The sequence below is a fragment of the Saccharopolyspora galaxeae genome, assembly GCF_016526145.1.
GTDB classification, from domain to species: Bacteria; Actinomycetota; Actinomycetes; order Mycobacteriales; family Pseudonocardiaceae; genus Saccharopolyspora_C; species Saccharopolyspora_C galaxeae.
This window is the reverse complement of record NZ_JADDUE010000006.1, coordinates 319,888-342,594: the sequence shown is the minus strand read 5'-3', so window position 1 is coordinate 342,594 and position 22,707 is coordinate 319,888. Positions and strand designations below refer to the sequence as shown.

Here is a 22,707-nt window from a genome sequence, read left to right as displayed (position 1 = left end):
AGATCAGGGTCCGATGACCCGGATTCCGTGCAGCCGGCGGACGAACTCGGCACCGAACGCGGTCGACGGGGTGTGCGCACCGGCCTCGACGCCGCCCGCGAGCAACCCGTCGACCGTGCGCAGCACCGAGTCCGCGGTGAAGTCGTAGGTGTCCGGCCCGATCAACGCGGCGGACGCGCTGCGCCCCTGCCCGTCGCGGGCCTCCGCGTAGACCTCCACCCAGCTCTTGCTGCGTTGCGCAGTGCCCGGTCCGCGCACCAGCGAACCGATCACGGCCTTGCCGATGCGTTGCGCCACCGGCTTGCCCAGCACGACCCGCCCGAACGCGGAGGCGCGCGGCCCGACCCGGTCCAGCCCCGGCAACCGCGCGAACGTGGTGATGTCGCCGATCCCCGTGCTGCGGAAAGCGGTGCTCACGTCGCCCCACGGTAGCGAGGTCACCGTGCGGTGCCCGGACGGGAACGGGACTTCGCGGCGCCGCCAGCCCATCGGCACGGTCCGCAGCGAACCGCCCACCCGCGCCCGGCCGCCCATCGCCGCGCCTTCCAGCGCGCTCTTCATGGTGCCGCCGCTGATCCCGCCGCTGGCCTGGAACGCCAGGTCCAGCTCGGTCGCTGCGGGCAGCTCGGCGGCGACCAGCGCGGCCAGGCAATCGGTCGGCACCACGTCGAAACCGGAGCCCGGCAGCAGCACCACGCCCGCCCGCCGCGCCTCGTCGTGACGCGCGAACACCGACTCGAAGACATCGACCTCACCGGTGACGTCCAGGTAGTGCGTCCCGGTGCGCAGGCACCCGTCGACCATCGGCGCCGAGGTCGCCGAGAACGGTCCCGCGCAGTGCGCGACCACGTCGACGTCGCCGAGCGCCTCGGCCACGCCCGCGCCGTCGCGCAAGTCGAACACCCGGTGCGGCAGCCCCAGCGGGGTGGCCACCTTGGCGACCTTCTCGGCGTCCCGCCCGGCCAGCAGCGGCCGCTGCCCGCGCTCGATCGCGCGCTGCGCCACGAGCTGGCCCGTGTAGCCGGTAGCGCCGTAGATCATCCAGGTCACGCAGCCTCCTAGCACCGCTACTGCCCGACCAACGAACACGTCGCGCACCCGTAACGGGTTGCCTGGCTCACCCGCCGCGCTGCGCAGTTCCCGGCGGCGGCCGTCGCAGGCGAACTCACCGGCCGCGCAGCCGGACGGTCACGCCAGCGCGAGCGCGGATTCGACGATGAGCCAGCCGCCGAACAGCACGAACAGCGCCGCCGCGCCGTAGCGGATGACGCGGTCCGGCAGGTGCCTGCCCAGCAGCAGGCCGACGCCGATGGCCAGCGCGTCGGCCAGCACCATGCCGACCGTCGAGCCGATCCAGGTGCCGAGCCAGTCGTGCTGCGAGGCGAGGGTGACCGTGGCGAGCATCGTCTTGTCGCCGAGCTCGGCCAGCAGGAACGCCACGGTGACCGCGACGACCGCGGATCGGGCGGTGCGCGACGCGCGGCTCTTGTCCTGCTCGGTGAGGTGGTCGCCGCGCACCGTCCACGCCGCGAAACCGAGGAAGGCGACACCGGCGACCAGGCCGATCCACTCGGTCGGCAGCAGTTCGCCCATGCCGAAGCCGAGCCCCACCGAGGCCAGGTGCACGATCGCGGTGGCCAGGCTGATGCCCACCAGCACCTGCCATGCGCGGAACCTGGTGGCGAAGGTCATGGCCATCAGCTGGGACTTGTCCCCGAGTTCGGCGACGAAGATCGCCGCGGAACTCACCGCGAGGCTCGTGAACACGTCGTACCCCTCTTGCTCGGCCGGACCGGAGGCGCGCAGCCTTCGACCCGGCGTGTACCGGATCGAAGGTCTCGCCCGCCCGCCCGAATTCGGCGAGGCTCCGTGCCCGGGCGCGTCTTCGCCGCCAGTGTGTCGACCACGGAATTGAGGGCTACTCCCCTTCTGCCCACGAGGTTACCGGCGCACGCGGAACAATCAAGGCGTGCAACCCAACTCGAGTCGTCGAATCAATTACCACCTCATCCCCAAACGGCTCTTTCGCCGTGCCGCAACGTGCTTTTTCGGCAATCCCAGACGCAATTTCCAGGTGATCCGAACGGCTTGCTACGGTCCGTTCGGCAATTCCCTGCCCGGCACGTCGGGGTCGCAGCCGACGCGCGGCAGCTGGGCGCGCACCGCGCTGCTGGTGCGCCCCAGCTCGGCGGCCAGCTCGGCCAGCACGGTGCTCGCCGGAGTCCCCGCCGCACCGTCCAGCCATCGCGACCGCAACCGCGCACCGTGCTCGGACGACCAAGGCCTGCCCGCGTGCATCGCAGCTCCCCGCGGCTTTCGCGGCCGCCGCCCGTGGAACGCGGCCAACCCGGCCAGCGTCCGCCCCAGGAACGCGCCGGCATCGGCCAGCTCGTCGACCGTGATCGTCAAGTCGCCTTCGGACACGACCACGCCGTCCGCGTCCGATCCCGTGAACCGCATCCGCACCGCTGGAGCACGGCCGCTTTCCGCCGCCACGGTGCCCGCAGTTATCCCGTAGGTGTGCGCACCCACTCGCTGTTCGTCGTGAAAATCCATGCCGACGACGTTAGAAGCGGAACACCGCCGTCAACGGGACAACATTCGTCGGCGTGTCGGCCGGGATCACGGAAGGGTGAGCCGGAGCGGCCCGGTGGATTCCCGGGAAGCGAGCTGCCCCACCGCCGAATAGGTGTCCGCGCCCGCTTCCACCGGAAAACCCGCCGCGTCATCCAATTCGGGACGCCATTTCGTCGTGTGCACCAGCCCCGGTTCCACGATCTCGTATCCGTCCAGCAAGGAGCGGAAATCCTCCGGCGACCGCCACGCCGGGGTGGCCCCGACCCGCGCGGCGACGGGTCCGAACGCGGAGATCTGCGCCGGGGTGGCGGTCACCGGCGAGAGGTGCGAGAGCACCAGCGCGCTGTGCACCGGGCAGGCGTCCCGGTAAGCGGCGACCACCCCGGTCAGCTCGGCGTCGTCGGTGATGAACGGCAGCGCGGCCACCGCGAGCACCCCGACCGGCCGGGTGAAGTCCAGCACCGAGGTCACTCCGGGAGCGGTGAGCACGCTGGCCGGTTGGCGCAGGTCCGCCTCGGTCACGGTCACCCCGCGCACGTCGTGCAGCTGCCGTTCGGCGAGCCGCACGGTCACCGGATCCGCGTCGACGTAGGCCACTCGCGCGCAAGGATCGGCCCGCTGCGCGGCGCCGTGCACGTCCCCGGTCGTCGACAGCCCGGTTCCGAGGTCGAGAAACTGGTCGATACCGCTGGACACCAGGTAGCGCACCGCCCGCCGCAGGAAGCCGTGCACCGCAAGCACGTGCCCGCGCAGGTTCGGCAGCACGGCGGTGAGGTCTTCGGCGGTGCCCCGGTCGACCTCGAAGTGGCTGCTGCCGCCGAGGTAGTAGTCGAAGATCCGCGCGATCGACGGCCGCTGCGGAAGCTCCGCTCCGGCGAGCGCACCGCCCGCGTCGGATCCTTGCATCAACGCCCCCAGAATCGGCGAGCCCCCAGCGTAGATCGCCGCGACGATCGTGGACAGCGAAAACCGGGAAAAACGAGTTCCCGCATCGGGAAGGCGGGCATCCGCGCCGCGATGTCCCGGCACCGCCTCAAGGCACCAGGTATTCGCCGTCCCGCGCATCGGTGATCGCCATGTGCCCTGGCGCGTGCCCGATCGCCAGCGACGGCTTGGACCGCATCACCGCCGCCTGCGGCGTCACGCCGCACGCCCAGAACACCGCCACCTCGCCGGGCCGAACTTCCACCGGCTCCCCGAAGTCCGGCGCGTCCAAGTCGCGCACGCCGATGTCCGCGGGCGAGCCGATGTGCACCGGCGCGCCGTGCACTGCCGGGTAGCGCGACGTGATCCGCACCGCCGTGGCCACTTGATCGGCGGGCATCGGCCGCATCGACACCACCAGCGGCCCGGACAGCGCACCCGCCGGGCGGCATTCCTGATCGGTGCGGTACATCGGCACGTTGCGGTCCTGGTCCAGGTGCCGGACCGGGACGCCCGCCTCGATCAGCGCGGCCTCGAAGGTGAAGCTGCAGCCGACCAGGAACGACACCAGGTCGTCCCGCCACAGCCCGGTGACCTCGTCGCGTTCCTCGACCAGTTCGCCGTCCCGGTAGATCCGGTAGGCGGGCAGGTCGGTGCGCAGGTCGCCGTCGAAGAGCCGCGCCGCGGTCCCGCCCGGCTCGGTCACGTCCAGCACCGGGCACGACTTCGGGTTGCGCTGGGCGAACAGCAGGAAGTCGTAGGCGTGCTCGCGCGGCAGCGTGATCAGGTTCGCCTGCGTCCAGCCCGCGCAGAACCCCGACGTGGGCACCCGCAGGCCGGCGCGGAACTGCGCTCTCGCCTGCTGCGGGCTCAGCTCCTTCGATTCGGTCCGCAACCGTCGTCTCCTCTCAACGAATCCGGCGGAAGCGCAGCTTGCGGCCCGGCCGGGCCTGCGCCGCGCGATCGACCTCGGCCGCGGGCAACACCGCGATCACCGGGTAGCCGCCGGTCACGGGGTGGTCGGCGAGGAACAGCGTGGGCCGCCCGGACGGCGGGACCTGCAACGACCCCACCACCATGCCTTCGCTGGGCAGTTCGTCGGTGCGCGCGCGGGTCAGCTCCGGGCCGTTCAGGCGCATCCCGACCCGGTTGCTCTGCGGGGCCACCTCGAACGGTTCGCCGAGCAGCGCCTCGACCGCGGTGTCGGTGAACCAGTCCGCGCGCGGCCCGAGCGAGACCGCCAGCTCCAGGTCCCCGGCCGGTTCGGCGGGCATCGGCGCCACGTCGACCTGCGGGATCCGGCAGTGCGCGTGCCCGATGGCCAGCGTCGTGCCCTCGGTGAGCCGGGCAGGCCCGAGCCCGGAGAGCAGGTCGGTGGACCGCGACCCCAGCACCGGCTCCACGGCGATCCCGCCGCGCACCGCGAGGTAGCTGCGCAATCCGGCTTCCGGTGCGTCGAGCCGGACGCGCTGCCCGGCGCGCACCCGCAGCACCGCGTTCACCGGTTCGGGCCTGCCGTCCACCACGACCGGACAAGATGCTCCGGTGACCGCCAGCGTCATGGCGTGGTGCGCGCGCAGCTGGAAGCCGCCGAAGGTGATCTCCAGCGCCGCCGCGGCCTCGTCGTTGCCGACCAGCCGGTTCGCCAGCTTCAGCGAACCCCGATCGGCGGCTCCGGAAACGCCGACTCCGATCCCGCCGTGACCGGGCCTGCCCAGGTCCTGCACCGTGGCCAGCGGACCGGTCCGCTCGATCTCGATCATCCGGCCTCCTCGAACCGCACCCGCACACCGGGCCGCAGCAGCGCGGGCGGATCCCGGTCGAGCCGCCAGATCTCCACGTCGGTGCGGCCGATCAGCTGCCAGCCACCGGGGGATTCGCGCGGGTAGATGCCGCTGAACTCGCCCGCGAGCCCGACCGCACCCGCGGGCACGCAGGTGCGCGACTCGGTGCGCCGTGGCACCGCCAGCTTCGGCGAGCCGCCCGTGAGGTAGCCGAACCCCGGGGCGAAGCCGCCGAACGCGACCGTCCACGGGAAGTCGGTGTGCGCCTCGACCACCTCGCGCTCGGTGAGGCCGGTCAGCTTCGCCACCTCGGCCAGGTCTTCGCCGTCGTAGACCACCGGAACGCGCAGCAGGCCGCCGTCGTCGGGCTGGGAATCCGCCGGTCGCGTCTCCCGCACGGCGCGTTCGACCTCGGCGATGTCCGCGCCGGCCTCCAAGTGCAGCAGCAGCGTCCGCGCGGCGGGCACGACGTCGAGCACGCCTTCCGGGGCGGCCCGGGTCAGCGCGCCGTAGAGCGCCTGCACCTCGCGCAGGCCGTCGAGTTCGACGAGCAGACCGGAGTCCGCGCAGCGCATCGTCCGCATCGGCTCACCCGACCCTGGTCGGGGCGAACGGCGCCAGCTCGACGCCTTGGGCCAGCAGCCGGTCCCGCAGGGTTTCGGCGATCACCACCGCGCCGGGGCTGTCGCCGTGCACGCAGATCGACTGCGCGTGCACGGCGACCTCGCTGCCGTCGACCGCCTCGATCGGTTCGCCGTTCGCCAGCCGCAGGCAGCGCTGCGCGATGGCGTCCGGATCGTGCAGCACGGCACCGGGTTCGCGGCGGGACACCAGCGTGGCCTGCGGGGTGTAGGCGCGGTCGGCGAAGGCTTCGCGCACGGTGCGCAGACCCGCCGACTCCGCCAGTTCCAGCCACTTCGAGCCGGGCAGCCCGAGGACGGCGAGGTTCCGGTCGTAGGCGGTCACCGCGTCGACCACCGCGGCGGCCTGCTGCTCGTCCCGCACGATCGCGTTGTAGAGCGCGCCGTGCGGTTTGACGTAGGTGACCTCGGTGCCTTCGACGCGGGCGAGGCCGTCCAGCGCGGCCAGCTGGTAGAGCACCTCGTCGGTGAGTTCCCGCGGCGGCACGTCGATGAACCGCCTGCCGAACCCGGCCAGATCCCGGTAGCCGACCTGCGCCCCCACGGCGACCTCGCGCGCGGCGGCCTCCGCGCACGCCCGCCGGATCACCGAAGGATCCCCGGCGTGGAACCCGCAGGCCACGTTCGCGCTGGTGACCACGGCCAGCAGCGCCGCGTCGTCGCCGAGTTCCCAACGGCCGAAGCCCTCGGCCAGGTCGGAGTTCAAGTCGATCCGCATGTCCGCTCCTCTCCCGGGACGCCCGCTCACTGCCAGAGCCCGGCGATGCCGCTGAGCGAGTTGATGCCCAAGTACAGCGACAGCAGCCAGGCCAGCACCCCGATCACCAGCAGCCAGCGCGGGTAGCGGTACCCGCCGAGCAGGTCGCGGCGCCGCGCGCCCACCCACAGCAGCACGCCGAACCCGACCGGCAGGATCAGCCCGTTCAGCGCACCGGCCAGCACCAGCAGGGTCGTCGGTGCCTGGTTCAGCAGCAGGAACACCGCCGTGGACACCGCGATGAACGCGACGACCAGCCAGGTGCGGCGGCGTTGCAGCGCGGGCGAGAAGGTCACCAGGAACGACACCGAGGTGTAGGCCGCACCGACGACCGAGGTGATCGAGGCCGCCCACAGGATCATGCCGAACATCCGCACGCCGACCTCGCCCGCGGCGTGCCCGAACGCCGCCGCGGTCGGGTTGCCCGCGGCGCTCAACGACACCCCGGAGGCCACGACGCCGAGCACCGCGAGGAACAGCACCGCCCGCATCAGCCCGGTGACCAGCAGCGACCACACCGAACTGCGGCTGACCTCGACGATGCGCTCCGGTCCGGTAACCCCGGCGTCGACCAGCCGGTGCGCGCCCGCATAGGTGATGTAGCCGCCGACGGTCCCGCCGATGAGCGTGGTGATGGACAGGAAGTCGACGGTGTCCGGCAGCACCGCCTGCCGCAGCGCCTGCCCCACCGGCGGCCCGGACACGACGGCGACGTAGCTGGTCAGCCCGATCATGACCACGCCGAGCACGACCACGATCCGGTCCATCGCCACACCGGCCCGCTTGCTCAGGAAGATGCCGATGGCGACCAGCGCGGAGAGCGCGCCGCCGATCTTGGCGTCCAGTCCGAACAGCGCATCGAGCCCGAGCGAGGTGCCCGCGACGTTGGCGACGTTGAACACCAGCCCGCCGAAGACCACCAGCGCCGCCATCGCGTAACCGAGCCCGGGCAGCACCCGGTTGCCGAGGTCCTGCGCCCGCATCCCGGAGACCCCGATGACCCGCCACACGTTGAGCTGCACGGCCACGTCGATCAGCACCGACAGCAGGATGGCGAACGCGAACGCGGCGCCGAGCTGCACGGTGAACTCGGTGGTCTGAGTGATGAAACCGGGGCCGATGGCGCTGGTGGCCATCAGGAAGACCGCCCCGATCAGCGCGCCGCGGTTGACGCCGGTCGTCTTGGTGTCGCTCATTGCGCTCCCCTCCCGCTGCACTGCGGGTTCCCTGCCCGGGCGGACCCTGCCCAAATGCCGTGCGCTGGGCTTTCCCCGGCGTGGTGTGCCGCCGTCCCGGCGGTGGGAACACGATAGGGCTCGTTCACCTCGGGATCAATAGGACTTGAGAACGTATCCACGTTTCCCATGTAGAACGTTCGATCGTTCAACAATCCCACGGAGGCGGTCGGGGTGCGGCTTGAGCTGCGCGTATCGTTCGGTCGTCGGACGTCCCTACGTTCCGCGGCGCCGTCGTTAAACTTTCGGTTCCCGATCAAGCCCGAGTCTGGAGCGCACATGACCCAGTGGGTCGACCGGTTGGCCGCCGACCGCGTCCTGCTCGAACGGACCAGCACCGTCGAGCGCGTCACCGACCTGCTGCGGCAGCGCATCATCCAGGGCGAGCTGCCGCCGGGCACCCAGCTCTCCGAGGTCAGCGCCAAGGACGCGCTCGGGGTTTCGCGCAACACCCTGCGCGAGGCGTTCCGGCTGCTCGGGCACGAGCGGCTGCTGGTGCACGAGATGCACAAGGGCGTCTCGGTGCGCAAACCCACCACCGCCGATGTCACCGACCTGTACCGGCTGCGGCGGATCATCGAGGTCGGCGCCGTCCGCTACGCCGAGACCACCAAGAAGTCGCTGGTGGAGGCCGTGGACCGGGCGGTCGCGGCAGGTGAGCGGGCCACCGGCGACGCCGACTGGGTGGAGGTCGGCACCGCGAACATGCGCTTCCACGAAGCACTGGTCGGGCTCGCCGACAGCCCCCGGATCAACGACGCCATGGCCGGGCTGCTGGCCGAGCTGCGGCTGGCGTTCCACGTGATGTCGACCGACGAGGACGGCAACCTCGACCCGGAACGCACCCGCGGCTTCTACGAGAAATACGTGGAACGCAACCGGGTCATCGCCGACAAGGTCGCGCGCGACGAGCTGGAATCCGCCGCCACCGACCTGGCCGGCTACCTCTCCGACGCGGAGGACCACCTGATCCAGGCGTACGAATCCCACCGCTGACAGCCGGTTCTGCTGCTCCGGACGGCCGGTTATGATCATCTGCGTTCGCAGCACACCGGGGAGGTACCTGTGGTCGGGGAGAGTTACCAGGTTCCGCCGCGCGTGGACGTGAGCGTGCCCAGCGTGGCGCGCTGCTACGACTACGCGCTCGGCGGCAAGGACAACTTCGAGGTCGACCGGGCCGCGGTTGCCGCCACCGAAGAGCTGGTGCCGGAAGCCGGGGTGCTGGCGAAGGTGAACCGCTCGTGGCACATCCGGGCCACCCGGTTCCTGTCCGAGCGGGCGGGCATCAAGCAGTACCTGGACCTGGGCGCGGGGCTGCCGACCGCGGAGAACACCCACGAGGTCGTGCACCGGATGGACCGCGAGGCCCGCGTGGTCTACGTGGACAACGATCCGTCGGCGGCCGCGCACGGCCGCGTGCTGCTCGACGACGACGCCTCGGTGCGCTACATCGAAGGCGACCTCACCAAGCCGGAAGAGATCTTCGGCGATCCGGTGGTGCGCGATCATCTGGACCTGTCGCAGCCGATCGCGCTGTACCAGAGCGCGACCCTGCACCACCAGCCCGACGACCTGGACCTGGTCGGGATCATGCGCGACTACGTGGCGGCGCTGGCGCCCGGTTCGTACGTGGCGTTGAGCCACTTCTGGGATCCGGGCGGCGAAGCGGGCGCCATGGTGCGGCGCATCCGCGAGGTCATGCTGGAGCAGGGCCTCGACGGTGAGCACTTCCGCTCCCGCGAGCAGATCTCGGAGATGCTGCCCGGGCTGGAGCTCGTCCCGTCCGGCCCGGCGACCGCCGAGGGTCTGGTGCCGCTGCTGGAGTGGTGGCCGGACGGACCGACGGTCGTCGAACCGGGCGTCGTGCAGCGCTGCATCATGGGCGCCATCGGCCGCAAACCCTGAGCCCGCGTTCACTATCCTTGTCCGCTGCTGCTCGATTTGCGGTTTTCCTCGTTGAAAGGCCCCCGTCCGACCACACGAGGTCCACCTGCTTTGTTTTCCCGTCAGCATCGATCTGCATGATCGGCATGGCCTTGTTGATCGGGTTTCCGTGACTCTCCGGGCTGAACGCGATCATGCCGGTGGCGCCGTAAAACGGCCTGGCGCATGTGGTCGTATGCTTGATCGTGCCCGCCACCTCCTTGAGGTTCCTCGTCACCGATGACGTGTTGCGTGCGGCTTCGGCCGCGAGTTTGACCGCGTCGTAGTTGGACATCGCAAGGTGCCGTTGCAGCATCGACCGGGCAGCGGTAGCGGCGCGGAATCGGAATACCGCCACTGTCAGCCCTGGTCATCATTGTCCGGGCAGCCGTCCTCGACGAATTCGGTACGCCGTCCGGCGGTGCAGGTTGCGAATTCGAACACTACCTAGGCGGCTCGATCCACCCGGCGTCCGTTGCGCCAAATGGCGGCTATGTCACGAATGGCATTGATGTCGCTGGTCGGGTCGCCGTCGGCGAGCAACAGGTCGGCTCGGGCGCCGGGTTCGAGCACGCCCCTGCCTTCCAGGCCGAACCGCTGCGCCGGGAGTCCGGTGGCCGAGCGCAGCGCCTCGAGCGGACTCATGCCCGCGTCGACCAGCAACCCGAGTTCGGACAGCACGCTGACACCGCGCGCGGTTCCCGAGTTCGGAACATCGGTTCCGGCGAGTATCGGGACACCTGCCGCATGCAGGGCGCGAACGTTGTCCCGCGCCGCGGCGAAAAGTCCCGGCTTGCACCTGTACCGCGCGCTCAGCCCGTCGCGTTGCCGCTGCGACAGGTACGGGGCCAGCGACGGGTCGCGCAGCACCCGGTCCGCTTCGCCCGCGCAGCTCAACGCGTTGAACACGCTCAACGTCGCGGTCACGAACGCCCCGCTGCGGCGCGCCAGCTCGACGACCTCGGGCGGCATCGGGTCCGCCGGCACGTGCGCGAGCCCGTCCGCTCCGGCTTCCAACGCGGTCAGCGCGTCGCGCTGCTGGACCACGTGCACGACGCATCGGGCTCCGCGCGCGTGCGCGGCTTCGATCGCATACCCCACTTGCCGGTCGCTGAGGGTGGGAGTCCGCCCGCCGAACAAGGTGCCGTCGTCCTTGATCACCTTGATGTAGTCCGAACCTTCGGCCAGGCGCGCACCGACGAATCGCGCGATCTCCGCGCGCCCGGCGTCCGGGGCGACCGTGGGGATCGGGCCGTACTCCGTGCCGTGCCCGCCGGGAACGGTCAGCAGCGTGCCCGCCGTCCACAGATCGGAGAACCGGGTCGGTGCCGTGGATTCGCGCTGCTCGCGGTACGGCCCGAGCCGGTCCAGGAACGCGAACATGTCCAGTTCGGTGGTGACGCCGAAGCGGACCGGGTCGGCGTCGAGGCCGAACGCGTGCACGTGCGCATCGATCAGACCCGGCAGCACCGTCTTCCCGCGCCCGTCGACGATGTCGATGCCGCGTGGCAACGAGGTTTCCGGACCGACCGCGAGGATGCGCGCGCCCCGCACGACGACGGCGCCGGGGCCGAGCGATCGCCTGCCGTCGAAGACGGCGGCACCTGCTATCGCGAACGTCGGCCCGGATGCGGCGGCGGGCGCGGTGATCGCGGTGCTGATCGAAGCGCCCACGGCGCCTGCCAGCGCCGTCCGTCTGCCGATCCGCGCCGGTACGGAATCGTGCATCGACTACCCCCAGTGTTCTCCCAGCCACACCAGGAAACCAGCATGGTCAACCATGCCGTCGCTCAGTCGATCAGCCTGCGGCGCATCGCGGTGTAGGCGAGCAACCACATCAGTCCAGCGAACCCGGCCAGCGCCAGCACGTGCAGGACGTCCACCGCGGGCTGCGGCCCGAACGCGGCGTGCCGGACCAGCTCGACGCAGTGGTACAGCGGGTTGAACGCCGCTGCGGTCCCCGCCCAGCCCGGCAACTGCGAGATCGGGAAGAACGTGCCCGCCACCAGGAACAGCGGTGTGATCACCGCGCTGACGATGTAGTTGAACGAGTCGATCGCGGGCACGATCGCCGAGCACCAGATGCCGAACAACGCGAAGCCGAGACCGGTGATCACCCCGGTCGGCGGCACCAGCAGCATGCCCGGCGCCGGATCCAGCCCGAACACCATCGCCACCAGCAGCGGCGCGCAGCCGTACACACCGGCCTTGACCCCCAGCCACAGCGCCTCGGCGGTGACGAGTTCGTGCACGTCCACCGGCGCGGCCAGCATCGCGTCGTAGGAGTGCTGGAACTTGCGCCGCACGAACGTGGTGAACATGCCGCCGAAGGCGCTGGTGAACAGCACCGACGTGGCCACCACACCGGTGCCGAGGAACTCGATGTAGGGCAGTCCGCCGATCGTGGCGATCAGCGTGCCGAAACCGAACCCGAACGCCAGCAGGTAGATCGTCGGCTCCACCACCGAGGAGAACGTGCTGGAGATCCAGTACCGGCGGAACAGGGTCATCTCCCGCTTCCAGACCCCGGCGAACGCGGCGAGTTCGAAACGCCGCAACCGCTGCGGAGCCTGTCCGGGCGCGTGCGCGGTCATTCCACGACCTCCCCGGTCAGCGACACGAACACGTCCTCCAGGTTGCTGACCCTGCGGTGCCCGCCGCCGAGCCGCGCGGCCGTGGCTTCGGGCATGAGCTCGGCGCGCAGCACCGAAACCGAAGGCCCGGTCCGCCGGGTCACCAGGCCCGCGTCCACCGCGATCGTCTCCACCTCGCTGAGCCGGTGCGGCGGGCCGTAGTACTCCAGCACTTCCCGACCGGCGTGCTCATCGCGCAGGTCATCGGGTTTGCCGTGGGCGACGACCCGGCCGCGGGACATCACCGCCACGTCGTCGGCGAGGCGTTCGGCCTCCTCGATGTAGTGTGTGGACATCAGCACGGTCACGCCTTCCGCGCGCAACGCGTCGATCAGCGCCCAGAGCTCCTGCCGCACCTGCGGGTCCAGCCCGACGGTCGGCTCGTCCAGCAGCATCAGCCGCGGCGAGTGCACCAGCCCGCGCGCGATCAGCAGCCTGCGCCGCATCCCGCCGGAGAGTTCGTCGGTCTTGGTCTCGGCGCGCCTGTCGAGCTGGGCCAGCCGCAGCGCCCGGTGCACCGCCTGCGCCCGCCGCCCGCGCGGAATCCGGTAGAGCTGCGCGAACACCTCCAGGTTCTGCCGAGCTGTGAGCTCTTCGTCCAGGTTGTCCAGCTGCGGCACCACGCCCATCACGGCCCGCGCGCGCTTCGACTGCCGCGGCACCGCGAAACCGAGCACGTCGATCTCGCCGGAGTCCGCCCGGGTCTGCGCGGTGATCATCCGCATGGTGGTGGACTTGCCCGCGCCGTTCGGCCCGAGCAGCCCGAGGCAGGTCCCGGCGGGCACGGTCAGGTCCAGCCCGTCCACCGCGGTGATCTCGCCGTATCGCTTGACCACACCGCGCAGCGCGAGCGCGGGGACGGTCGTCGCCTCCGCCCCTGCGCGCCCGGCCGCGCGGTCCCTCGTGGTCATGCGCTCCCCCAGCCGGTCTACGGGATTCCGCCGTCAACCGTACGTCTTTTCCCGGGGTTTTCCGCCTGGTGCGCAGCGTCGGTGCTGGTCTTCGTCGGGGCCTGCGCTCACAGCCCCGCGAACAAGTCGGTTTCCTGGTCGTGCTCGCCCGCGCCGGGCCCGCGTTCGCCGCGGACCAGCAGGAAGTGCTCCTGGACGAACTCGGGTTGGCGCACCATCCGGGCGAAGAAGCCGTCGTCATCGACGTCGACCTGGCTGCGGTAGTGCCGCAGCGCGGCGAGTTTGCGCGGGTGCTGCGCGGTGCCGTCGAGCACGGCGGTGATCTTCGCGTCCGGTACGGCGCCCGGGTTGAAGTCGGTGGCCCCGGCGGCGTGCATCCGTTCGACGAACGAGGTGGGCAGCGTGATCCAGTAGACCTTCGGCACCGTCCAAGCTTCGCCGAGCTGCGGCTCCCAGTCCGCGTCCGCTGCCGGGTCCAGCGCGTTCATCACCGCGCGGTTCGCGGCGATGTGGTCGGGGTGGCCGTAGCCGCCGTAGTCGTCGTAGGTGACCACGACGTGCGGGCGTTCGGCGCGCAGCAGCCGAACCACTTCGCGGGTCACCTCGCCCGGGTCGGCGGCGGCGAACACGCCTTCGGCGCTGTTGCTGGTCAGCCCGGCCATGCCGCTGTCGCGCCACCTGCCGGGTCCGCCGAGCCAGTGCTGCCGGATGTCGCCGAACTCGGCGAGCGCGCCGTCGAGTTCCCGGCGGCGGTGCTCGCCGAGCGCCTCCGGGGAGTCCCGCAGGTGCGCGAGCTCCGGCGCCACGACCTCGCCGAGTTCCCCGCTGGTGCAGGTCACGAGCGTGACCGTGGCGCCTTCCGCGGCGTAGCGGGCCATCGTCGCGCCTGTGACCGTGGACTCGTCATCCGGATGGGCGTGCACCAGCAGCAACCGTCGATCGCTCATGCTTTCGAGGATAGAGACCCGGGTGGGGCCGGTGTGCGCGGTTCGAGCACCGTCACACCGGCCGGCTCGGAACAGCTGCGCGCACTCCTTCGACGAGGTCCGCGGACAGCGGTTCGGTGTGCACGATCCCGAGCCGCTGGGTCGCGCGGGTCAGCGCGACGTAGAGCTGCGCCCCGCCGCACGGTCCGCGCCGGATCAGCTCCGGCTCGACCAGCAGCACGGAGTCGAACTCACGGCCCTTGGCCGCGGCCGGGGCGAGGATCGGCACGTCCGGCGGCAGGTCGAGATCGGCTTCGCTCAGCACCGCGAAGGTCCCGGTGCGCGCGGCTTCGTCGGCGGCCACCGCCAGTACCGCCGCGGCCAGCTCGCCCGCTGGAACCCGGCGCGCCCACGGCAGCACTCCGGTGCGGCGCACCGAGGTCGGCGGCCGCAACGCGGGGTCGTGCGCTGCGAGGACTCGTCCGGCAACGTCCATGATCTCGGCAGGCGTGCGGTAGTTCGTGCGCAGCTCGCGGTAGGTCCAGCGGTCCCGCACGTGCGGCTCGAACACCTCGCTCCAGGAGTGCGCACCGGCCGGCGAGCGGCGCTGCGCCAGGTCGCCGACCACGGTGAACTCCTTGCTCGGACAGCGCCGCATCAGCAGCCGCCAGTCCATTGCGGACAGTTCCTGGGCTTCGTCGGCCACGACGTGCCCGTAGGTCCAGTCGCGGTCCGCGGCGGCGCGTTCGGCCAGCGGGCGCTCGTCGCGCTTCTCGTACCGCTCGGCCAGCTCCGCCGCGTCTAGCACGTCCGCCGCTCGCAGCGTCTCCCCGTCATCGTCGTCGTAGTCCAAAGTGGACAACACGCGTTCCGCATCGTGCTCCCGGCTGCGCCGCGCCCGTCGCTCCTGCGCATCGCGGGGAAATGTCCCGAGGAACTCCACGGATTCGTCCAGCAACGCGACATCGGCGACCGTCCACGCAGAACCGTCCGCGCGCAGCAGCGCATCTCGATCCGATGTGGACAGAACACCGCAGGCGGCCGCCAGCCGCTGCGGTGCGCAGAACAGCTCGGCGAGCAACCGCTGCGGAGTCAGCAACGGCCACAACCGATCCAGCACATCCCGCAGACCGGCGTGCGCGGACAGCTCGTAGCGCACGTCCGCGGCGAAATCCGCCCGCAGCCCGACGTCCCCGGCATCCAGCCACCCCTCCCCGATGAGCTCGACGGCCCGCTCGACCAGTTCGTCGACCAGCTCCTCGCGGAACACCCGCCGGGCCGGGTTGTGCGGCAAGCCGCTCGCCCGCGCCCGCTCCCGCACGCGAGCCGCCATCCCGCGGTCCAGCGGCACCGTGACGTCCGAGAGCTCGATGCCGATCGGCTCGTCCGGCAGCTCCTGCCGGTCCGCGACGGCGGCGGCGAGCACCTGCACCATCTCGGCACCGCCTTTGACCCGTTGCGCCGCAGGCGAATCCTCCATCTCGGTGTACACGCCGGGGAACAGCTCACCGGTGGTGGCGAACACGACGCCGGACTCCCCGAGCGACGGCAGCACCTGACCGATGTAGCTGAGAAACTCCGGGTTCGGGCCGAGCACCAGCGCACCGCGCCGCGACAACCGCTCGCGCCGGGTGTAGAGCAGGTAGGCGACGCGGTGCAGCGCCACGGCCGTCTTGCCGGTGCCGGGGCCGCCCTCGACGACGAGCACGCCCGGCCGCTCCAGCCGGATGATCTCGTCCTGCTCGGCCTGGATGGTCGTGACGATGTCGCGCATCACCGACTCGCGAGGGGCGTTCAGCGCGTCCATCAGCGCGGTGCTCGCGCCGCCGGGCTCCTCCTCGCCGACGCCGTCGAAGACCTCGTCCTGGAAGTCCTCGATCAACCGTCCGGAAGTGCGGAAGTGCCGCCTGCGCAACAGACCCTCCGGATTCGCACCGGTCGCGCAGTAGAACGGGCGGGCCGCTGGCGCCCGCCAATCCAGCAGCAGCGGCTCGTATTCGTTATCGGAGTCGAACAGACCGATCCGGCCGATGTAGCCGGGCCCGTCCGCGTCGTCGATGCGGCCGAAGCACAACCCGGCGTCAGCGATCCGCGTCCGCGCGAGCCGCGCTCGGTTGTGCGCGACCTCGACGTCGCGCTGCCAGGCCGTTTCCAGCGTGCTGCTCGCCGGCAGCGAGGCGGTGAGCGCGGCGGACGCCGCCCGCCGCGCGGCGTCGAGCCGCTCGTACAACCCCGCCACGTAGGTGCGTTCGGCGAACAATTCCTCGTTCTTCGGCCGCTTTGACAATTCCGTCCCACCCCTGCTAGAATAAAGAAAAGCGTTCTTCGCGCGCGCTTGAGCGCAATTCTCCATTCTTGCGGGCGTGTCAAGCCGAGGCCGAAATCAGCGATGCGGATCAGCGGTTGCTGCGCGAATTCGACGGCGGACGCTCACAGCTTGCCGGTCAGCGCGACCCACACCGGTCCGGGCGCGAACGGCAGCGGATCTCCCGACTCCGTCGTGTAGGTCGTCCCCACGTCCGGGTTCGGCCGGTTCCACCGCGCATCGAAAGCCATGCCGTCCCGCAGCACCAAGGCGCGTCCGCTGCCCACGGACTCCGCGTACGGCGAGGCGCTGCCGGCGACATCGCTCACGGACGACTGGTGGATGGCGACCTCTTGGAGCACCACGGTTCCCGCACCGAGCCGGCCCGAATCCGCAGCCGCGGCCGGTTTCCCGTCCATCCCGACGAGATACCGCTGCTGCTGCGGTGACCAGGTGAAACTCGTCGACGCTGACTTGTAGGCGACCTGCGCGGACTCGCGGGGCTGCCCGCCCGCCGGGGCGGGACCGAACACCATCGGAGCCTTCGGGGACCACGGCGCGCCTGCCGGCACGGCCGAAGGCCGCACGAACAGGTTGTGCGGAGATTCCCGGTCGGTGCCGCGGAAGAACGCGCTCGGGTCGCGCTCCGGCGGGACCGGGTCCAGCGCAGCGCCGGAAAGCCTCGGCAGCAGTTGCGGGGCGGCGCCGGAGAAGACCAGCGTCGGCCTGCCGAACTGCGCCAGCAGCTCCATGTCCGTCTCCCGCGCGCTGCGCACCGGCCCGACCACCGGCGGGCGATCTCCGCCGAACACGGCGACGAGCCTGCTCAGCCCGCCCTCCACCGGTTCGACCACCACGAGATCGGCCGAACCGATGCCCACCGCAGGACGCGCCTCCGGGACGTTGTCGATCTTCACGGCGAGCACCGGCGGGCCGGGCGCGGGCGGCCCCGGCGGCGCGGGCGCGGGCTGTTGCGGCGGGGCAGGCTGCGGAGGCGGCGGCGCGGGCTGGGTGCGGGTCGGCTGGCAGGCCAGACCGACCACGAACACGGCGACCAGCACCGCGAACGCGCGCACGACCGAGCTGAACGTTCTCCGCACCTGGTACCCCCTTGCCTGAACACCCAGCGTGCTCCTCAGCCGGGTGACAAACAAGGCACCAAACCTGCCGAACAGGGGAAATGCGCGCGTCGACCATTACTTTCCGGTGGTAATCGCTCACCCCTGCGCGGGATAACGGTTTCCGGTCATTCGCGGAACAACTTGTCCGGAGTGATCGGCAGGTCGCGTGCGCGGACCCCGGTGGCGTGGTGCACGGCGTTGGCGACCGCCGCAGGCGACCCGACAATGCCGATCTCGCCGATCCCGCGCGCGCCCATCGGATTCGCGTGCGCGTCGTGCTCGTCCAGCCACGTCGCCTGCATGTCGGCGATGTCGGCGTGCACCGGCACGTGGTACTGCGCGAAGTCGCGGTTGATGACGTGGCCGAACCGCGGGTCCAGCACGCTTTCCTCGTGCAGCGCCATCGACAGCCCCATCGTCATACCGCCGAGCAGCTGCGAACGCGCCGTGGTCGGATTGATCACCTGCCCCACCGAGAACACGCCGAGCATTCGCGGCACCCGGACTTCACCGGTGTCGGCGTTGACCCGGGCCTCGGCGAAGATCGCGCCGAACGAATGCATGGAGAACCGGTCGTCATCCGGGTTGTCCGGCGTCATGCCGTCCGCCTCGTCCCCATCGGAAGGGTCGGTGCCGAACTTCTCCCGGAACCGGCGGGCGGCGTCGACGATCGTCGCACCCCAGGACGACAGCCCCGAGGAACCACCTTCCACGGTCGCCACCGGCAGGTCGGTGTCGCCGAGCTGCAACCGCACCGATTCCACCGGGCAGCCGAGCGCGTCCGCTGCGACCTGCGTCAACGCCGTCCAAGTCCCGGTGCCGATGTCCGCGGCGCCGATGCGGACCTCGTAGCGCCCGCCGCTGAACCGGATGTCGGCGACCGAACCGGGGAAGGTGAACCGCGGATACGTCGAACTCGCGACGCCGGTACCGATCAGCCAGTTCCCGTCCCGCCGGGCACGCGGGCGGGGATCCCGGCCGGGCCAGCCGAACCGCTCGGCGCCCTCCCGCAGGCAGCGCGCCAGGTTCCGCGCCGAATACGGCAGGCCGGATTCCGGGTCGACGTCGGGCTCGTTGCGCAGGCGCAGCTCGATCGGATCGAGTCCGCAAGCCTCGGCCAATTCGTCCATCGCGACCTCGGTCGCGAACATGCCCGGAGCCTCCCCGGGAGCGCGCATCCAGAACGGCACCGGCACGTCCAGCGCGGCCAGCCGGTGCGTGGTGCGGCGGTTCGGCGCGGGATACATGGTCCTGGTGGCCACCGCGGTCTGTTCGGCGAACTCCTGCACCGTCGAGGTGTGCTCGACGACGTCGTGGGTCACCAGCGACAGCGTGCCGTCGCGGCCGGCGCCGAGCCGCACGTGCTGGATCGTCGGCGTGCGGTGCCCGACCAGGTCGAACATCTGCTGCCGGGTCAGGGCCAGCTTCACCGGCCTGCCCCCGGCCACGCGGGCCGCCAGCGCGGCGAGGACGTTGTGCGCGTGCGCGGTGCCCTTCGAGCCGAAACCGCCTCCGACGTACGGCGAGATCACGCGCACGCGTTGCTCTTCCAGACCGAGCACGGGTGCGAGCCGGGACCTCGTGGCGAACACGCCCTGCGTGGAGTCGTAGAGCGTCAACGAGCCGTCCCGCCAGATGGCGACGCTGGTGTGCGGCTCCATCGGGTTGTTGTGCTCCATCGGTGTCGTGTAGGTCCGGTCGACCAGCACGTCCGGCTCGACGCTTTCGACCTCGCCGGAGTGCGTGTCGGTGCCGAAGCCCCCGTTGACGATCTCCGGCGTGTAGAACCGTTCGTAGTTGCTGCGCAGCACCACGTCGTGCTGTTCCTGCTCGTAGTCGGTCCGCACCAGACCGGCCGCCTGCCTGGCGACCTCCGGTGTTTCGGCGAGCACCGCGCCGATCAGCTGGCCGCGGAACGCGATGCGATCGGACTGCAGCACCCACATCTCCAGGTCGTCGCCGGTGGTCAGGCGCGGTGCGTTGAGGTGGGTGAGGACAGCGGCGACGCCTTCGAGGTCCTCGGCTGCGTCGGTATCGATGTGGCGGATGCGCCCGCGCGCGACCGTGGCCTGCACGGGGTGCACGTAGAGCGGTTCGCGGACCGGTTGTTCGTAGGCGTAGGCCGCCGTGCCGGTCACCTTGGCGTGGCCGTCGAGGCGTTCCAGCGACGTCCCGATGGCGTTGCGCTCCAGCTGCTCGGTCATAGCTGCTCCCCGGTCAGGTCGCGCAGCGCGGCGACGATCGTGTTCTTGGCCATCGGAACTTTGAAGGCGTTGCCCGCGAGCGGGCCCGCGTCGGCCAGTTCGGCCTCGGCGGCCTCCCGGAACGCTTGCTCGGTGGCGCGGCTTCCGCGCAGCGCGGCTTCGGCGCGCCGCGCCCGCCACGGCTTGTGCGCCACACCGCCCAGCGCGAGCCGCACGTCCTGCACCACGCCGCCGGCCACGTCGGCGACCGCGGCCACCGAAACGAGCGCGAACGCGTACGAAGCGCGGTCCCGCACTTTGCGGTAAGCGGAAATCGGCGCGGCTCCAGGGATATCGACCGCGGTTATGAGCTCGCCGTGCTGCAGCACCGTGTCGCGCTCCGGTGAATCCCCGGGCAACCGGTGGAACTCCGCGACCGGGACGGTTCGTTCGCCATCGACGCCCTGTATCCGCACCACCGCGTCCAGCGCCGTCATCGCCACCGCCATGTCCGACGGGTGCGTGGCCACGCACTGCTCGGACGACCCGAGGATCGCCATGTCGCGGTTGTGCCCGCTGATCGCCGAACATCCGGAGCCGGGTTCCCGCTTGTTGCACGGTGTCGTGACGTCCTGGAAGTACGGGCAGCGGGTGCGCTGCAGCAGGTTCCCGCCGGTCGTGGCGAGGTTGCGCAGCTGCCCGGAGGCGCCGGCCAGCAATGCCTGCGCGAGCACCGGGAACCGCTGCCGGATCAGCGGGTGCGCGGCGAGCTCGCTGTTGCGCACCGACGCGCCCGCCCGGACCACGCCGTCCTGCTCCTGGACCTCGCCGAACGGCAGCCGCGACACGTCGACCAGCAGCTCCGGTTCGCTCACCCCCAGCTTCAAGTGATCCACCAGGTTCGTGCCCCCGGCGAGGAACCGCGCGTTCGGGTTCCGCGCCACCGTCGCAACCGCGCCCGCGGCGTCCGTGGCGCGCTCGTAGTCGAACGGGATCATGTCGCCACCTCGCGGATCGCGGCCAGGATGTTCACGTAAGCCCCGCAGCGGCACAGGTTCCCGCTCATCCGCTCGCGGATCTCGTCGTCGGTGAGCGCGGGTTCGGCGGCCACGTCCGCGGTGGCGTGGCTCGGCCAGCCCTGCTCTGCCTCGTCCAGCATTCCCACCGCGGAACAAACCTGTCCCGGCGTGCAATAACCGCACTGGAACCCGTCGTGCTGCACGAACGCGCGAGCGACCGGGTGCAGCTCACCGTCGTCGGCCAGCCCCGCCGCCGTGGTGATCTCCGCCCCGTCCTGCGCCACGGCGAGCGACAGGCAGGTCGTCACCCGCCACCCGTCCACCAGCACCGTGCAGGCACCGCACTGGCCGTGATCGCACCCCTTCTTGGGCGACACCACCCCCAGCCGGTCCCGCAGCGCGTCGAGCACCGTGACCCGCGGCTCCACGTCCAGCTCACGCTCCGTGCCATCCACTGTCCAAGTGATCCGCATGGCGTACCTCCTTCCGATGCCGCGATCCTTCAGAGTGACGGCCGCGCGCGTCACTCGCTCGACTCGCGGCTCTCACCAGGCAAAACGAAGAGCGCCACAAAACGACCTCGCGGACAGGTGTTACCCCGTAGAGTGACGACGTGGATCTGGCGAACCTCGCTGAGAGCGATTTGCAACGCACCTTGCAAAAGTACGACCAGCTTAAGCCTGACCAGGTTAGGCGCACGCATCAAGCGCCAGCAGGAGGGCAATCCTTCCTTATACGCGACAGGAAGCATTACGAACTTCGCGCCATCGCAAGCATCCTCCAAGAAGAAACCGGCCTAGCTGTAGAACTGTCCTCAGCGGAAACACACCTCGCTGCACACCTGGAAACCATGGGAAATGTGGTGGTGCGCACGCCTGAGAAGCCCGCTAAGGTAATTGGGGATATACCCAGAATCACGACCGGCCACCGTTTCCGTTCTCGACGGGAGGCGCACGTGCTGGGCGCCCATCGAGCCCTTCAGGCGGGGATCACCGGAAACCGAGAGCACGGCGCCGAGTCCATCGTCGCCTCCGACGGATACGAAGACGATGAAGACTACAAGACGTGGCTGATCTACACCGGTCATGGCGGCAGAGGTGGTACCGGACACCAGTTCGGCGACCAAAGCTTCGGCGCACCTGGAAATGCCGCCCTGCGCTTCAGCCAGCTGACCGGATCACCAGTCAGAGTAATCCGGGGAGCGAACCCGAAAAGTCAAAACCAGCACCTCCCCAAAACGGGCCTGCGGTACGATGGTCTCTACCTAGTAGAAGACTCTTGGAGTGAACCGGGAAAGAGCGGAAATATGGTCTGCCGGTTTCTTTTGACACAGCTGACGGAGGACGCAGACCAGGTCGCAGAGCCATCATCAGAAAGCCCGGCGGGAAATTCACACCCACAACGGACACGCCGCACCGTAAGCCAGGTCAAGCGTCTAGCCGAGGTGCGCAAGCAGGTTTTGAAGAGTTACCGGTTCACCTGCCAAGCGTGCGAAGTCCGGCTCATGATAAAAGATCAGCCATACGCGGAGGGTGCGCACATACGCGCTGTCGGGTACCCGCACAATGGACCAGACGTAGCCGAGAACATGCTCTGCCTGTGCCCCAATTGCCACGCGCAGTTCGATGCGGGTGCAATAACTGTCGATGACGAGCTGAACCTAAGCCGAAACGGTGAACCGGCCGGCAAACTGCATGTTGTTAAGGAGTGTCATCCTTCCTTTGAACAGCTGGCGTATCACCGCGCAACGAGCTAGGGCTCTTCGCGG

22 protein-coding genes are annotated in these 22,707 nt (G+C 70.4%); 3 read left to right on the top strand and 19 right to left on the bottom strand.

What is annotated here, in order from left to right; genetic code table 11:
- Positions 1-3 precede the first annotated feature (3 nt).
- From INP57_RS16405 to INP57_RS16365, 9 genes are all read right to left on the bottom strand, one after another.
- Positions 4-1,041 (bottom strand): saccharopine dehydrogenase family protein, encoded by a 1,038-nt coding sequence (locus tag INP57_RS16405; protein WP_233627735.1) that lies wholly within the window; start codon positions 1,039-1,041, stop codon positions 4-6.
- A gap of 147 nt (positions 1,042-1,188) precedes the next feature.
- Positions 1,189-1,767 carry a TMEM165/GDT1 family protein gene (locus tag INP57_RS16400; RefSeq protein WP_307850115.1) on the bottom strand — a complete coding sequence of 193 codons (579 nt, stop codon included), beginning with the start codon at positions 1,765-1,767 and terminating at the stop codon, positions 1,189-1,191.
- Positions 1,768-2,091: 324 nt separating this feature from the next.
- Positions 2,092-2,556, bottom strand: a complete 465-nt coding sequence (locus tag INP57_RS16395; RefSeq protein WP_200071083.1) for a hypothetical protein — start codon at positions 2,554-2,556, stop codon at positions 2,092-2,094.
- Between the two features lie 66 nt (positions 2,557-2,622).
- Positions 2,623-3,483 (bottom strand): SAM-dependent methyltransferase, encoded by an 861-nt coding sequence (locus INP57_RS16390; RefSeq protein ID WP_200071082.1) that lies wholly within the window; start codon positions 3,481-3,483, stop codon positions 2,623-2,625.
- 127 nt (positions 3,484-3,610) lie between these two features.
- Positions 3,611-4,396: a putative hydro-lyase gene (locus INP57_RS16385; RefSeq protein WP_255520879.1), complete on the bottom strand. Its 786-nt coding sequence runs from the start codon at positions 4,394-4,396 to the stop codon at positions 3,611-3,613.
- Between the two features lie 13 nt (positions 4,397-4,409).
- Complete coding sequence (locus tag INP57_RS16380; RefSeq protein ID WP_200071081.1) at positions 4,410-5,264, bottom strand: 5-oxoprolinase subunit C family protein; 855 nt, start codon at positions 5,262-5,264, stop codon at positions 4,410-4,412.
- Complete coding sequence (locus INP57_RS16375; protein ID WP_200071080.1) at positions 5,261-5,869, bottom strand: 5-oxoprolinase subunit B family protein; 609 nt, start codon at positions 5,867-5,869, stop codon at positions 5,261-5,263. The genes INP57_RS16380 and INP57_RS16375 overlap by 4 nt, the downstream gene beginning before the upstream one ends.
- A 4-nt stretch (positions 5,870-5,873) precedes the next feature.
- The gene (locus INP57_RS16370) at positions 5,874-6,644 is read right to left on the bottom strand and encodes a LamB/YcsF family protein (protein WP_200071079.1); all 771 of its coding nucleotides are present in this window, start codon (positions 6,642-6,644) and stop codon (positions 5,874-5,876) included.
- A gap of 26 nt (positions 6,645-6,670) precedes the next feature.
- Positions 6,671-7,879 carry an NRAMP family divalent metal transporter gene (locus tag INP57_RS16365; RefSeq protein WP_200071078.1) on the bottom strand — a complete coding sequence of 403 codons (1,209 nt, stop codon included), beginning with the start codon at positions 7,877-7,879 and terminating at the stop codon, positions 6,671-6,673.
- A gap of 318 nt (positions 7,880-8,197) precedes the next feature.
- On the opposite strand from INP57_RS16365, the gene INP57_RS16360 reads away from it, so the two are divergent.
- Positions 8,198-8,914 (top strand): GntR family transcriptional regulator, encoded by a 717-nt coding sequence (locus INP57_RS16360; protein WP_200071077.1) that lies wholly within the window; start codon positions 8,198-8,200, stop codon positions 8,912-8,914.
- A gap of 69 nt (positions 8,915-8,983) precedes the next feature.
- Entirely contained in the window at positions 8,984-9,823 is an 840-nt protein-coding gene (locus tag INP57_RS16355) for an SAM-dependent methyltransferase (protein ID WP_200071076.1), read from the top strand.
- Here the strand turns inward: INP57_RS16355 and INP57_RS16350 are convergent.
- The 10 genes from INP57_RS16350 to INP57_RS16305 all read right to left on the bottom strand — a co-directional run bounded on the left by INP57_RS16350 (position 9,795) and on the right by INP57_RS16305 (position 21,412).
- Positions 9,795-10,136, bottom strand: a complete 342-nt coding sequence (locus INP57_RS16350; RefSeq protein ID WP_200071075.1) for a type 1 periplasmic-binding domain-containing protein — start codon at positions 10,134-10,136, stop codon at positions 9,795-9,797. The genes INP57_RS16355 and INP57_RS16350 overlap by 29 nt on opposite strands.
- Before the next feature lie 152 nt (positions 10,137-10,288).
- Positions 10,289-11,569 (bottom strand): amidohydrolase family protein, encoded by a 1,281-nt coding sequence (locus tag INP57_RS16345; RefSeq protein WP_200071074.1) that lies wholly within the window; start codon positions 11,567-11,569, stop codon positions 10,289-10,291.
- A gap of 62 nt (positions 11,570-11,631) precedes the next feature.
- Entirely contained in the window at positions 11,632-12,435 is an 804-nt protein-coding gene (locus INP57_RS16340) for an ABC transporter permease (RefSeq protein WP_200071073.1), read from the bottom strand.
- A complete protein-coding gene (locus INP57_RS16335) occupies positions 12,432-13,385 on the bottom strand; it encodes an ABC transporter ATP-binding protein (RefSeq protein WP_200071072.1) in 954 nt (317 codons plus the stop codon). Before INP57_RS16335 ends, INP57_RS16340 begins: the two co-directional genes overlap by 4 nt.
- A 107-nt stretch (positions 13,386-13,492) precedes the next feature.
- The gene (gene mshB / locus INP57_RS16330; RefSeq protein WP_200071164.1) at positions 13,493-14,314 is read right to left on the bottom strand and encodes an N-acetyl-1-D-myo-inositol-2-amino-2-deoxy-alpha-D-glucopyranoside deacetylase; all 822 of its coding nucleotides are present in this window, start codon (positions 14,312-14,314) and stop codon (positions 13,493-13,495) included.
- A gap of 70 nt (positions 14,315-14,384) precedes the next feature.
- Positions 14,385-16,598 (bottom strand): helicase domain-containing protein, encoded by a 2,214-nt coding sequence (locus INP57_RS16325; RefSeq protein ID WP_233627645.1) that lies wholly within the window; start codon positions 16,596-16,598, stop codon positions 14,385-14,387.
- A 143-nt stretch (positions 16,599-16,741) separates the two neighbouring features.
- A complete protein-coding gene (locus INP57_RS16320) occupies positions 16,742-17,716 on the bottom strand; it encodes a DUF3048 domain-containing protein (RefSeq protein WP_200071071.1) in 975 nt (324 codons plus the stop codon).
- Between the two features lie 146 nt (positions 17,717-17,862).
- Positions 17,863-19,941 carry a xanthine dehydrogenase family protein molybdopterin-binding subunit gene (locus INP57_RS16315; protein ID WP_200071070.1) on the bottom strand — a complete coding sequence of 693 codons (2,079 nt, stop codon included), beginning with the start codon at positions 19,939-19,941 and terminating at the stop codon, positions 17,863-17,865.
- Positions 19,938-20,918, bottom strand: a complete 981-nt coding sequence (locus INP57_RS16310) for an FAD binding domain-containing protein (protein WP_200071069.1) — start codon at positions 20,916-20,918, stop codon at positions 19,938-19,940. The genes INP57_RS16315 and INP57_RS16310 overlap by 4 nt, the downstream gene beginning before the upstream one ends.
- Positions 20,915-21,412 (bottom strand): 2Fe-2S iron-sulfur cluster-binding protein, encoded by a 498-nt coding sequence (locus tag INP57_RS16305; protein ID WP_200071068.1) that lies wholly within the window; start codon positions 21,410-21,412, stop codon positions 20,915-20,917. Before INP57_RS16305 ends, INP57_RS16310 begins: the two co-directional genes overlap by 4 nt.
- Positions 21,413-21,552: 140 nt before the next feature.
- Here INP57_RS16305 and INP57_RS16300 point away from each other — a divergent pair, with 140 nt between their 5' ends.
- Entirely contained in the window at positions 21,553-22,695 is a 1,143-nt protein-coding gene (locus INP57_RS16300) for a YDG/SRA domain-containing protein (RefSeq protein WP_200071067.1), read from the top strand.
- Positions 22,696-22,707 lie beyond the last annotated feature (12 nt).

Excerpts from the sequence above, each read along its gene's own strand:
- INP57_RS16395 (WP_200071083.1), bottom strand. The coding sequence starts at position 2,556 with ATGGATTTTCACGACGAACAGCGAGTGGGTGCGCACACCTACGGGATA.
- INP57_RS16360 (WP_200071077.1), top strand. The coding sequence starts at position 8,198 with ATGACCCAGTGGGTCGACCGGTTGGCCGCCGACCGCGTCCTGCTCGAA.
- INP57_RS16345 (WP_200071074.1), bottom strand. The coding sequence starts at position 11,569 with ATGCACGATTCCGTACCGGCGCGGATCGGCAGACGGACGGCGCTGGCA.
- INP57_RS16305 (WP_200071068.1), bottom strand. The coding sequence starts at position 21,412 with ATGCGGATCACTTGGACAGTGGATGGCACGGAGCGTGAGCTGGACGTG.
- INP57_RS16405 (WP_233627735.1), bottom strand. The coding sequence starts at position 1,041 with ATGATCTACGGCGCTACCGGCTACACGGGCCAGCTCGTGGCGCAGCGC.
- INP57_RS16370 (WP_200071079.1), bottom strand. The coding sequence starts at position 6,644 with ATGCGGATCGACTTGAACTCCGACCTGGCCGAGGGCTTCGGCCGTTGG.
- INP57_RS16315 (WP_200071070.1), bottom strand. The coding sequence starts at position 19,941 with ATGACCGAGCAGCTGGAGCGCAACGCCATCGGGACGTCGCTGGAACGC.
- INP57_RS16310 (WP_200071069.1), bottom strand. The coding sequence starts at position 20,918 with ATGATCCCGTTCGACTACGAGCGCGCCACGGACGCCGCGGGCGCGGTT.
- INP57_RS16340 (WP_200071073.1), bottom strand. The coding sequence starts at position 12,435 with ATGACCGCGCACGCGCCCGGACAGGCTCCGCAGCGGTTGCGGCGTTTC.
- INP57_RS16380 (WP_200071081.1), bottom strand. The coding sequence starts at position 5,264 with ATGATCGAGATCGAGCGGACCGGTCCGCTGGCCACGGTGCAGGACCTG.
- INP57_RS16350 (WP_200071075.1), bottom strand. The coding sequence starts at position 10,136 with ATGTCCAACTACGACGCGGTCAAACTCGCGGCCGAAGCCGCACGCAAC.
- INP57_RS16365 (WP_200071078.1), bottom strand. The coding sequence starts at position 7,879 with ATGAGCGACACCAAGACGACCGGCGTCAACCGCGGCGCGCTGATCGGG.
- INP57_RS16390 (WP_200071082.1), bottom strand. The coding sequence starts at position 3,483 with ATGCAAGGATCCGACGCGGGCGGTGCGCTCGCCGGAGCGGAGCTTCCG.
- INP57_RS16335 (WP_200071072.1), bottom strand. The coding sequence starts at position 13,385 with ATGACCACGAGGGACCGCGCGGCCGGGCGCGCAGGGGCGGAGGCGACG.
- INP57_RS16375 (WP_200071080.1), bottom strand. The coding sequence starts at position 5,869 with ATGCGGACGATGCGCTGCGCGGACTCCGGTCTGCTCGTCGAACTCGAC.